The sequence below is a fragment of the Staphylococcus marylandisciuri genome, from assembly GCF_025519785.1.
Lineage (GTDB): Bacteria > Bacillota > Bacilli > Staphylococcales > Staphylococcaceae > Staphylococcus > Staphylococcus marylandisciuri.
On sequence record NZ_JAOPKZ010000009.1, the window covers coordinates 1 to 12,488 of the forward strand.

8 protein-coding genes and 1 pseudogene are annotated in these 12,488 nt (G+C 38.4%); 3 read left to right on the top strand and 6 right to left on the bottom strand.

Annotation, left to right across the window (positions count from 1 at the left end):
• The 3 genes from N9R04_RS06150 to N9R04_RS06160 all read right to left on the bottom strand — a co-directional run.
• The coding region (locus N9R04_RS06150; RefSeq protein ID WP_262855791.1) for a YPDG domain-containing protein at positions 1-4,219 on the bottom strand (4,219 nt) is incomplete at its 3' end.
• A 727-nt stretch (positions 4,220-4,946) separates the two neighbouring features.
• Positions 4,947-5,729: a DUF4064 domain-containing protein gene (locus tag N9R04_RS06155; RefSeq protein WP_262855792.1), complete on the bottom strand. Its 783-nt coding sequence runs from the start codon at positions 5,727-5,729 to the stop codon at positions 4,947-4,949.
• Between the two features lie 96 nt (positions 5,730-5,825).
• Entirely contained in the window at positions 5,826-6,296 is a 471-nt protein-coding gene (locus tag N9R04_RS06160; protein WP_262855793.1) for a peptide-methionine (S)-S-oxide reductase, read from the bottom strand.
• A gap of 347 nt (positions 6,297-6,643) precedes the next feature.
• Here N9R04_RS06160 and N9R04_RS06165 point away from each other — a divergent pair, with 347 nt between their 5' ends.
• Complete coding sequence (locus N9R04_RS06165; protein WP_262855794.1) at positions 6,644-6,910, top strand: hypothetical protein; 267 nt, start codon at positions 6,644-6,646, stop codon at positions 6,908-6,910.
• Between the two features lie 400 nt (positions 6,911-7,310).
• The gene (locus N9R04_RS06170) at positions 7,311-7,997 is read left to right on the top strand and encodes a flavin reductase family protein (RefSeq protein ID WP_262855795.1); all 687 of its coding nucleotides are present in this window, start codon (positions 7,311-7,313) and stop codon (positions 7,995-7,997) included.
• Between the two features lie 492 nt (positions 7,998-8,489).
• Here N9R04_RS06170 and N9R04_RS06175 read toward each other — a convergent pair whose 3' ends face one another.
• The gene (locus tag N9R04_RS06175) at positions 8,490-9,695 is read right to left on the bottom strand and encodes an MFS transporter (RefSeq protein WP_262855796.1); all 1,206 of its coding nucleotides are present in this window, start codon (positions 9,693-9,695) and stop codon (positions 8,490-8,492) included.
• A 255-nt stretch (positions 9,696-9,950) separates the two neighbouring features.
• On the opposite strand from N9R04_RS06175, the pseudogene N9R04_RS06180 reads away from it, so the two are divergent.
• Positions 9,951-10,177, top strand: a pseudogene (locus N9R04_RS06180) (transposase); the annotation flags it as partial.
• A 111-nt stretch (positions 10,178-10,288) separates the two neighbouring features.
• Here N9R04_RS06180 and N9R04_RS06185 read toward each other — a convergent pair.
• Positions 10,289-10,501: a YozE family protein gene (locus N9R04_RS06185; protein ID WP_262855797.1), complete on the bottom strand. Its 213-nt coding sequence runs from the start codon at positions 10,499-10,501 to the stop codon at positions 10,289-10,291.
• Positions 10,502-11,356: 855 nt separating this feature from the next.
• Positions 11,357-12,286 carry a peptidoglycan DD-metalloendopeptidase family protein gene (locus tag N9R04_RS06190; RefSeq protein WP_306439829.1) on the bottom strand — a complete coding sequence of 310 codons (930 nt, stop codon included), beginning with the start codon at positions 12,284-12,286 and terminating at the stop codon, positions 11,357-11,359.
• Positions 12,287-12,488 lie beyond the last annotated feature (202 nt).

Sequence of the window (12,488 nt, forward strand, 5' to 3'; positions counted from 1 at the left end):
TAATGTGTACATTTGGCGTATCTGTTGAGCCGTCTGGATAACGTACCGTTACAGGAATATCTACTTTCGTTCCTGGTGCCGCCTCCTTCGGTGGCGTCGCTGTCACTTTACCTGTATTTGGATCAACATTTACTTTCCAGCCTGTTGGTACATCTTTCGGACCTTCAAATGTTGTACCTGATGGTAATTCTCCATCTTTCGTTTGTGGTACTTCCACTGGTGTGCCTGGTTTTGTTGATTGATCTTCATAACCTGGATCATTACTCTGAGCGTCATTTGGCGTTACCGTAATGTGTACATTTGGCGTATCTGTTGAGCCGTCTGGATAACGTACCGTTACAGGAATATCTACTTTCGTTCCTGGTGCCGCCTCCTTCGGTGGCGTCGCTGTCACTTTACCTGTATTTGGATCAACCTTCACTGTCCAGCCTGTCGGTACATCTTTAGGACCTTCAAACGTTGTACCTGATGGTAATTCGCCATCTTTTGTTTGTGGTACTTCCACAGGTATGCCTGGTTTTGTCGATTGATCTTCATAACCTGGGTCATTACTCTGAGCGTCATTTGGCGTTACCGTGATGTGTACATTTGGCGTATCTGTTGAGCCGTCTGGATAATTTACCGTTACTGGAATATCCACTTTCGTACCTGGTGCCGCCTCCTTCGGTGGCGTCGCTGTTACCTTACCTGAATTCGGATCAACCTTCACTGTCCAGCCTTCTGGTGGGTTCGCTGGCTCCTTAAATCTTGTACCTGATGGTAATTCACCATCTTTTGTTTGTGGAACTTCTACTGCCACTCCCGGTTTCGTCGATTGATCGTCGTAACCTGGGTCATTACTCTGAGCATCGTTTGGCGTTACCGTGATGTGTACGTTTGCCGTATCCGTTGAGTCATCTGGATAACGTACCGTCACTGGAATGGTCACTCTAGTGTTTGGTTCCGCGTTTTCCGGTGGTGTCGCTGTCACTGTACCTGTATCTGGATCAACCTTCACTGTCCAGCCAGCTGGTGGATTCGTTGGCTCTTCAAATCTTGTACCTGTTGGTAATTCATCCTCATTCGTTTGTGGCACTTCCACTGCCACTCCCGGTTTCGTCGATTTATCTTCATAACCTGGGTTATATTCCTGGGCATCATTTGGTACTACTCTTATATATGCATTCGGTGTATCTATTGACTTATCTGGATAACGTACTGTCACTGGAATAGTCACTCTTGTACCTGGTCTCGCGTTCACTGGTGGTGTCGCTGTTACCGCACCTGTGTTACGATCTACAGTCACTGTCCAACCTGCTGGTGGCGTCGCTGGTCCTTCAAATGTTGTACCTGTTGGTAACTCACTATCATCCGTTTGTTCCACCACTACTGGTACGCCTGGTTTCGTTGATTGACCCTCGTAGCCTGGATCATTTACCTGAGCATCAGTCGGTATTACCGTGATGTGTACATTTGGCGTATCTATTGACTTATCTGGGTAGCGTACCGTCACTGGAATATCTACTTTTGTGCCTGCTGCCGCATCCTCCGGTGGCGTCGCTATTACTTTACCTGTGTTTCGATCTACAGTTACCGTCCATCCTGTTGGTGGCGTCGTTGGACCTTCAAATGTTGTACCTGTTGGTAAGTCTTTATCTCTCGTTTGTGGGGATTCTACTGGTACGCCTGGCTTCGTCGATTTATCTTCGTAACCTGGATCATTTTCATAGGCGTCAGTCGGTAGCACCGTTACAATAACGTTAGCTCTATCTGTCGTCTCATCTGGATAGCGTACTGTTACTGGAATATCCACTTTTAAACCTGGTTTTGCATTTGACGGTGGCGTCGCTGTCACTTTACCTGTATTTCGATCCACAGTTACCGTCCAACCTGCTGGTGGCGTCGCTGGTCCTTCAAATGTTGTACCTGTTGGTAAGTCTTTATCTCTCGTTTGTGGGGATTCCACTGGCACGCCTGGCTTCGTCGATTTGTCTTCATAACCCGGATCATTAGCTTGTGCATCATTTGGTGTAACGGTTATATGCACATTTGGTGTATCTATTGACTTATCAGGATAATGTACCTTGACTATAATTTCCACTTTTGTATTTGGTTTGGCATCCGCTGGTGGCGTTGCTGTCACTTTACCCGTGTTTCGATCTACATTAACCGTCCAACCTGCTGGTGGCGTAGCTGGTCCTTCGAATGTTGTACCTGATGGTAAGTCTTTATCTCTCGTTTGTGGAGATTCTACTGGTACGCCTGGTTTTGTCTTTTTATCTTCATAACCTGGATCGTTAGCTTGCGCATCAGTCGGTAGCACTGTTACATTGACGTTAGCTCTGTCTGTTGAATGATCAGGATAATTTATCGTAACTGGAATAGACACTCTAGTGTTTGGTTCCGCGTTCGCTGGTGGCGTCGCTGTCACTTTACCCGTGTTTCGATCTACATTAACCGTCCAACCTGCTGGTGGCGTCGCTGGTCCTTCGAATGTTGTACCTGATGGTAACGCAGTATCTTTCGTTTGTGGAACTTCGACCGTTACTCCCGGTTTCGTTGTTATATCATTATATCCTGGCGCATGCTCGTCTGCCTCTAGCGCAGCAGGTCCATATTCTGACACTGCAGAATCTATAGCAATATTAAATACAGATTCGCTATGAAGACTAGGATCCATTGTGCTCGTTACAGCATAATTATATTCTTTATTTCTATCTATACCTAACGTAGCTATATCTGTTGACCATGTGTTATTGAGGTAGTTAACAGTTAATGTACCTGTTGAAGCGCTATATCTTAATGTAATAGGGTTCAAGTTAGCTCCATCAATATTTTTACCTACACCAGTTTGTCTTTGAAATTTATTAGCATAGTTAAAAGACTTATGTTCACCTACATTTTGTGAGTTACCGCTTGCATCGTTTTTAACGAAGGATCCATAACCTTCAAGGTTTTGGCCTGGTTTCATAAAACCCTTATCCGTAGCTAGATTATACATAGTGTCAATTTTAAATCCTGCAGCGTTCGGTAGACCTTTAGCGGCAGTTATTCCACCCAATCGTGAAAAGTCTGAGATATTGTTCTCTGCGAACATAAAGCCCCAGCCGTCTGCATTAGATGTATTTCCTTGGTAATTATTGCCAATATCGTAAGTAAAGGTAAAGTCTTTGTTAAAGCTGATCTTATCTTTAAGTAAGAAACCAGTCTTGCTCCCAGCTTTAAGCGCTAATGAATACGTATCCACATATTCATTGTTACCTACGTAAAAACTATCGTGGCGTGGAGCACCTAACATTGTATAAGCGCTATCTAACCCATTTACACGTTTCAAGTTTCCTTGCGCCGCTCTGAAGACAGGCCCATTCTCCACTCTTCTAAAGCCAGTATAACTTGTTGTAGCTTTAGGCTGCTGGTTACGAGCGTCACTATAATCTTTTAACGCTTTATATAAGACAGCTTTTTCAACTTCTGCAGTACTCGCTTTGTCAACATCTAAATCTTTCACAGCCGCTTGCGCTTCACTTGATGACACGCCTGTTGCTTCTGCGTAAAGGTCAGCTGCTACACTACGAGCATCAGCTGTCTTCTGCTTAGTTGTTTCATCTTCTTTGTTATTAGAAGATTGTGATAATTCTTTTTCCGTTTTATTTTGACTTTCTAATGAATTTGCTTGATTATCTTTTTTATCTTTAACAGAATCATCTTGAGTTACCGAGCTATCTTCTGAAGAACTAGCCTCTTCTTTAACTTCCTCTGAAGTAGTAGTTTGTTTATCTTTTGCACTATCTGTCTTTAGCTCTTCACTATCTTCCTTTGGCTTATCACTATCTTGAGTCACTTCTTTACGATCGTCTACTTGCTTCTCGTTATCGCCATTAGTCTTGTTACGCTCATGTTCAGTAATATCTTGAGATTGGCTCTCTTCTGATGACTCAGCATCTGTTTGAACTTTATCTGTCTGCGGATCTTGTGACGTTGTTTCTGATGTTAGTGGAGTAGATTGTGTTTCATCCGAACTATCATCTTCAGTGGTACGCTCATCTTTATCTTTGTTGCCCACAGGTTGGCTACTATTTTCTTTATTTTCTTCTGCAGCTCTAGCTTCACTGTTAGCACCAAAGATTAGTGTAGCACCGATTAGTATGGATGCTGTTCCTACGGTAAAACGTCGAATAGAATATCTATTTTGTCTATTCGGTAGGAAATCTAATCTCCTCTTTCTTTTCTTATTGTTCAAAGATTGATCCTCCCCATAGTATTTGATTTAAAATCCTTGAAGTCGAAATCTGACAGAATTAATATACCACACAATTAAAACAGGCACCAGTGTTTTTATAACCAACTTAATTTTAAATAAAATTTATACTACTAGATATATTGTTATTTTTATGCATTTATGTTTAAGAGTTCCTTTATTTTAATTAGTGAAATAATAATCTTGACAGTAAGACTTATAGAGCTAAATATTTAATAAGTATAAATATGAACATAGGTGCCGGCACGGTGCTGTTTTTTACTCTTAAAATTCAATAAGTAGCATAATTTAACAATTGTATAAGTAAGCATTGGGGGAGTCTTTAATTAAACCAAGTCCATTGAATTAGTCTGTTTTTTCTATTCAATTTAAAAAGCGTAATTTGATTAGCGTATAGTCGTTTAAAGTTCTTGAATATCTCACTAAAATTTCTTGTATTTATTATCGACAAACTTTACCAGTACGACTAACAATTTAATTTAATCCCCTTAATAGTAAGGTCACTATGTAGAGCATTGAGATTTAACCTAAAAAAAGGAGCGGGACAGAAATCTAATTGGAATAAAAGATTTCTGTCCCGCTCCAGCAAGGATGACTAGAATTGAAAAAAGCTTGATACAAGCGCATTTTCAAATCAGTCATCTACTGCCGAGATGTTGAAGAGGCTGGGATTTATGTCCCAGCCTCTTCCTTCTCTCTACATATCACATTATTTGTTATCAGGGTTTTTAATGTGAAGGTCATCTGATTTTTCTTGAATATCTTCTTTAATATCATCCGCTTTATGTTCTTTCCCGAACCGAGGTTGTTGCTCTTCATTCGCATTAGCTTCCGTAAAGTTATGATTATCTGAATTACCACGTTGGTTCAGTTGTTCGTCTTTTTTCGTAGTACCAAATTGAGTTGGTTCCTCTTGTTCAGAATTTGCTTCAGTAAACCCAGGACGAGCATTCTCACTATGTGACTCACGATTTGAATGATCTACGTTTTGATTTACAGTTCTGCTTTCAGCGTCGCGATTGTTTGAGTTCGTGTGACGAGAATCTTCCTTATTATAATCGTTGCGATAATTCTCATCTTTACTACCCTCATATTTATTCTCTTGATCTGAACCCTTAGGCTTTCTCACTAATAACATAATACCTGCTATGACGAAGAGAATTGTAACTATGAAATTGAAACAACCTAAAACGACTAGGCCAGCGATGATTAATAATATTCCTGCCCAAATTCTACTTTTCTTAATTAAGAATAAAGCTATAAGGGCTAATATAGTTGAAATAATCATTGTTGTTAGAGCGGTATTTGCGAAAGAGCTCAGCACGTTAGCCCCTTCTTTAGCCTCCTCAATACTTTGACCTGATTTAGCAGCACTGTCTTTCACATCGCTGTCATTTAAAAATGGTTTGATTACCGCAAAGAATATAATGCCGATAATTGAAATGATAATCCCAATCCAAGTTAGGACCTTTTCACCAGTTCTTTTAATCATGTATGTTACCTCCTTGTTCTTTACTTATCCCCTATTTAAAATCAAATAATCTTAAATTACAAATATTTATAAATTATTAATAACTATTTTTATTATTTATAGATATTTATTGAGCAATGATTTAGAAATATGACAATAATCTTTAGGATGTTTCGCTAAACGATCTTGATGTTCTTCTGCACTTTTGATGTAGTTTATCAGAGGAAGGACTTCTGTGGTCACTAAATGATGATCATCTATCTGGTCAATAAAAGCTTGTGCTTCTTTCAAATGTTTCTCTTCCTTACTATATAAACCCGTTCGGTATTTAATCCCTCTGTCTGCCCCTTGTTGGTATAAACTGTAAGGATCAATAATCTCAAATAAATAATACATTAAGTCAGTTACCGTTGTTCGATTAGGATCAAATGTCGTCTTAACTACTTCAACATAGCCATCATAAGGGCCATCCAGCGTTTGAGTTAGGCCGTTAGCTCTGCCTGCTTCAGTATCTACTACACCAGGTAAGGTCTTTACGAATGCTTGGACGCCCCATAAACATCCGCCGGCGAGATAAACTGTTTCCATACTTCTTCTCTCCCTATAAAGATTTAATCGCGCATAGTTTCTCTAGAATATCACTTATCTTTGTACTAAGAAACTCCTATTCACTAAAATAATTACCACAACATTTTATAAAGAAGGAAATAAAATCATTATCGATTGATGTTATTGAAGTTATTATATACTTTTATATATTAAGTTTACTATAACTAGTTTAACGGTAAGCGTACTATACTTACTGAAATAAATCGTGTGTAAGTATAACTTTTGAACTTTAAATGAGTATCTCGTTATACTGGTATTTAGAGAAAGGCTTGCGTGAATAGGCATATTACTGGCGGTCCCAATACTTATTGGGAGGATGATATTGCATGTCTGAGCAAGACCATTTTGACATAGCTCTCGATCCCAAAGAACTCAATATCGACTGGAATAAGGCTACTGTAGATGAAGAGGAACTTCTCGAAGCAGGTTTCCCTTTAGCCTTACTAGTCAATTGGGTCGAGAACCAAATCATTGCACCTTTCTCTATCGAAAACAGTAAACGCCATTTCTACACTAAAGAAGTGTTCAAGGCGACTGTTTATCATGTCATGAGCCAGAACGCTCAAGATAATGATAAGAAAGTTATGGACTAACCACTGGTTGGTCCATCTTTCTTGTACTCAATATCTCGCTTACTGAACGACTACTAAACTGTAGCTTCTGTTATTTCTTTACCTTTTTAAGCTCCCCAAACTGAGCAATCCTTTTAATATATTGTATGTAATCGCTAATGAATAAATTAGAACTATAAAGTTTGAATCAACTATCCTCTGGCAAATTGAGGCGTATTTAAATTTACTGACACAAACGCATCTCTTCTTCACTCGTGCCGAGTATATATTTTGTTTTCACCATTTAAGCGTAACCTATTTTAATGATAGAGAGACACTAATTTTACCTATCATAACATTAAAGTTATGAATTTATAGGTAAATTATATTAGTGATATACAAAGTGAAGTGTTAATATGAGAGACAAAAGGAGGAATTGAAAATGAATTATTCACCAAAACAAGGCACAAGAAGTCATGGTTTACCTCACGACCCTTTCAAGAGTAGTACTGTTCCTAGACCTATAGGTTGGATTTCAACCACTTCTAAGGATGGAAATGATAACTTAGCTCCATACAGTCAATACCAAAACTTAACGTGGGATCCTCCTATGGTTATGTTCGCATCTAATCAATCTGTATTAGGGGATCACGAACGTAAAGATACAGTTAAAAATATAGAAGAGACGGGCTGGTTCGTATGGAACATGGCAACATATGATTTACGCGAGGCTGTTAACTTATCAGCTAAGGCTTTAGACCCTGAAGTAGACGAATTTGAGTATGCAGGTGTGACGAAGGAATCTTGTATCGATGCACCTGGTCCGCGAGTTAAGGAATCACCTATTCACTTCGAATGTGAATATGTTCAAACTATTCGTATCCCTACAGGTGATCCTGTCTCAACAGTAGATATTATTATTGGCCGTGTAGCGCAAGTTCATATAGATGATAACTTCATTACTGACGAAGGTAAAATCGATATCCCTTCTATACGTCCTATCGCTCGTTTAGGTTATTACGACTACACAGTGGTAGACAAAATCTTCGAGATGAAAGCTCCAGCAGCTTCAAAAGAAGAATTAGCTGGTCTTGAAGGACGGAATTTTGATAATAAATCAGACGAATAATAATAAATAAACAGAGGAAGTCAGGACAAAAGCGTTGAGGATTTGAGCAGGGGGCCCCAACACAAAGAAACTGGTAAACCAGTTTCAACAAGCAATGCGAGTTGGGGTGGGGCCCCAACACAAAGAAACTGGTAATCAGTTTCCACAAGCACAGCGAGTTGGGGCGGCCCTATAAAAGCGAATCCGGAGACTGGGACGTAAAGGTCTTTGACTAGAGAGAAAGAGGCTGGGACATAAATCCCAGCCTCTTCAACATCTCGGCAGTAGATGGCTGATTTGAAAACGCGCTTGTATCAAGCTTTTTTCAATTCTAGTCATCCTTGCCGGGGCAGGACTACGAAATCTTTTTATTTAAATTAGATTTCTGTCCCGCCCCCGAATCGTGAGCGTTTCTGTCGTAAATCCTGCTTTTCGGACGCCGTTCATCGGTTTCCCAGCGCACAAAAACTTGATGCCTCAACCTCTTCTTCATAGCTCATCTAAAACTATCTTCTAAGATGACACGTTCGTATTAAGATGTTTATAGCGTTTTTGTACAAAATAGTATAGCACCATAGCGAGCAATACTACTACAGCGATACTGATATAGAGCGCTCGATAACCTATAGCTGAAATTACAAAGCCTAATACAAACGGACCTATGCCGGAACCTAAATCGAGACAAATAAAGAAAGTTGATGTTGCTAATCCCATCTTATCTGCTGGTGATTGTTGAATAGCTAAAGTCTGACTACTTGGTACTAAAGTGCCATAACCTATGCCTACGAATATAGCTGCAAGCATAAATAGCCATGTGTTCATAGCCCCTGATAATGTTAGAAGTCCTAAAGCAAATAAGATAAACGTCGGAAAAATAATGTAGTTGGGGCCTTTGTGATCGAATATTTTACCTGTAAAAGGCCGTGATACAAATGAAATAACTGCATAGCAAATAAAGAATAAACTTGATGCTGTCACTAGATCCATGGTCTCTGCGAAACTTTTAATATAAGAAAGAATACTTGAATAACATATACCTATGATAAAAATAACGATTGAGATCGGTAACGCTTCTGGTTGTAAATATGCTCGCCACCCTTTAGGTTTCGCTAACTGTTCGTCCTCAGTAGGTCTTGCTATCGGGATACGTTTAATAAATAGCGTTAATATGAAAGCAATCACTATAAAAATTAAACCAAATAAGAAGATTTGTTGAAAGTTTGCTTGTTGTGATATGAGAATACCTACAAATGGCCCTATAGCAGAAGCAAGTATATTACTTAAAGAATAATACCCTATACCTTCGCCCTTTCGCTCAGCTGGCACAACTTTAGAAGCCATTGAGCTCGTAGCATTCGATCCTACTCCAAATGCCAAACCGTGAAGAAAGCGCACGATGTAAAGCAATAGTAATGAGACAGCCACGTAGTATAGAACAACTGCTATAAATGAAAAGATTACTCCAAATATCAACATGTATTTGAGTTGTACCGAATCGATAAACCTGCCAGCAACTAATCGACCAAACAACATACCTATAATAAATATTCCAGCAGCGAGCCCACCTAAACTTTCACTCGTGTGGAATTCATGTATCGTATAAGATGTCACTGTCACAAATAGCGCAAAGTGTACCATATACATTAAAAAGTTAACAACAGTGACGTTGATAAAGTCTTTCGTCCAGAGAGGCTGCTGTACAGTTTGATCTTCAGTCATGTTAACCACCTCGTCTTATATATGAATAAATTGCGTGATTGATTCCATATATCCTTTTTACGAATAATGACTATCCAAAACCTGGAACACGACTATATAGAGACTAAAAGTATTCTTTCTCAAAAAGTTATTAAACAAGGTGAGTTGTCATAAAAAATGGTAAGCAAGTTGAGCGGTCTTGAGAGAGAGGATTATATTTAGGAGGTGTGAGAATATCGCTGTTATTGTTTCAAATATAATGAAAACTATAATTAGAAGTACTTCAAACGTCAAATTAACCAAAAGTTTTTAGAATCATAAACTAAAAAAACTATAGTCAAAGAAAAATTAATGTAGAACCCCGTTTTGTATTTATAACGGCTAGTTTCGGTTACAATTGAATGTCGATTAAAGGCATCAATAAAGTTAAAAGAGAACTTAGTTTTGTATTAATTGCACCTAATATAAGAAAACTAGTAGCTCAACGTCCTAACTATCATCAAAATATTAATGAAAAAGGGAGCGGGACAGAAATCTAATTTGAATAAAAAGATTTCTGTCCCGCTCCTTCATTTTTAATCTCTAGAGCATTTCTGTCCAGACACTTCTCTTTTTTACATAAACATATCCTCAAACACAGCTAGAGAACGTTTAACCGTTTCGATATACTCTTCTTTAACTAATGGTTGCGCATTAAAGTATTCTAATATGTTTTCTGGTAAGGTTTCTTCTCTGGGGAAATTAACATCTTGTTCTACGTAGTCTGCAAGCTTTCCTAATGGCGTGTCATCTCCCACGAAACTTTGCAAAAATTCGTAAAAACTCATGACTTCACCTCAAAATCTTACAGCTGTCATAATCGAATCCTGGGGGCGCACTAAAAGTTTAGTATTCCTTTCGCTTTACTCGGAGTTCGCATTTAGCTTGTGATACCTTACTATAATTTTAACAGATATCTTATCAAATTGTTAATAGTAATAATGTTACATTTTATTGTACATTATTCTTTATTTAAAGCTTTTTAAAAAACAATCTACCTATAGGCTGTGCAGTTGAGTTATGACCTCAACTGGTATCTAACTTTTTATATTGTATTGTTTTTTATTTTAACACTAAATTGAGTTGTTTAGATAGTCATTTAACATAATTTTACTGTATATGTAATATTTAATGCAAATTATCCTTGTTAAGGTTGAATATACTCCTGAGGTCGGCACAAAAGCATTGAGGATGTGAGCAGGAGCGAGACTACGAAATCTTTTTATTCAAATTAAATTTCTGTCCCGCTTCCGAATCATGAGCGTTTCTATCGACAATACTGAATTTGAGACGCCGTAAATCGGTTGTCCAGAGCGCAGAAACCTGAAGTCTCAATCTGTAAATCAACGTTTAAATTAAATCTTTTATCTCTTTTGTCTTAAAGTAACGGCATATACACTCCCTACTTGTCTAGCAATTAGAATAATCATTTACCATACTTATAGCGCTTAATTGAAAATAACAGTAATTTAATCTTAATAAAAGAACGAGGTGGCAATATTCAATCATTTACCATCTCGTTCAATTTCGTGCACCCGTTATATTGTATTCGATTTGTAGATTAATTATACGTCGTCCTTTTCTTAAACAAGAAACAACGTTAAGCTAAGCGCGAAAAATTATAGTTCATCACATGTGACGCGTCATTTTATACTACCCCACATGGATCCCAGATGATTTGTAGATTTATTCCAAGTTCTAATAGGTAAATAACGTCGACCCTTATTTGAATCGTAACCTAACCAAACGTAACCGTCTTGTTTCATCACTTCATCATATTGAATCGTTTGTCCTGCTTTCAACGTACCGCCACGTGGCATAGTGATAAATGGCCCTGTCTTGCGTGTAATTATTGAAGTGTTAGCCGTAAATGAAGCGTGCTCCTCTTTGTATAAAGTTCCATATTGATTTTCCTTAAAGCCGTTTGTATTAGAAGAGTTAGAACCTTCAGAAGCATTGGCATAACCTAGCGACTGCAGAAATGGTAAAGGGTTCTCAGCTGTTTCATTACTTGCGACGCCATTCATGCGTTGGAAATGTAAATGTGGTCCAGTTGAAGCGCCAGTATTACCCGAGTAACCGATAATTTGACCGGTTTGAATCTGTTGACCCGCCTTGACATTGAATCCGTTTAAGTGCATATAGAATTGTGTATGTAGACCGTCTGGTTCTTGTACAGTAATTGTGTTTCCACCACCCATCGGATCCCAGCCAGCATATTGGACGGTTCCTCCTGTAATCGCTTGTACTGGTGTCCCGAGGTTCATTGGAAAGTCCATTCCATAATGCATACCATTATTATTAGGTAAATCGTAAGGACCAAAGCCATAAGATACGTAATAGTTATTTAGCCATTCAGCTGAACCGTAGTCTGATGCATAAGTCCCTGTTTCTGGTTGAATCTGTTGGTGGGTCACCGAATCTTTAGTTTGTGAAGTTGCTTCACTTTCTGCAGCTCGTGCTGAATGACTCGCCCCTGCAAATATTAATAGCCCAATAGTTATGGAAGCTACTCCTAATGCACATTTTCGTATAGCAAAGGATGAAGTTCGACTACATCTATTTAACTTCATTATAGATACACTCCTGTTTTTAAATTCAAATTACATTGTTACATTTTAACAATAAAATAGCCATTAAATTTAAATATCAAATTATTACAATTTGAAAAAGAGTGCAATATAGTCTCTCCGCAGACACATTCTGTTGTTCGGCATTTAATATGAAACCTAGATGTTATCAGAAAGCTACATATTGGCATGTTAAATAACAACA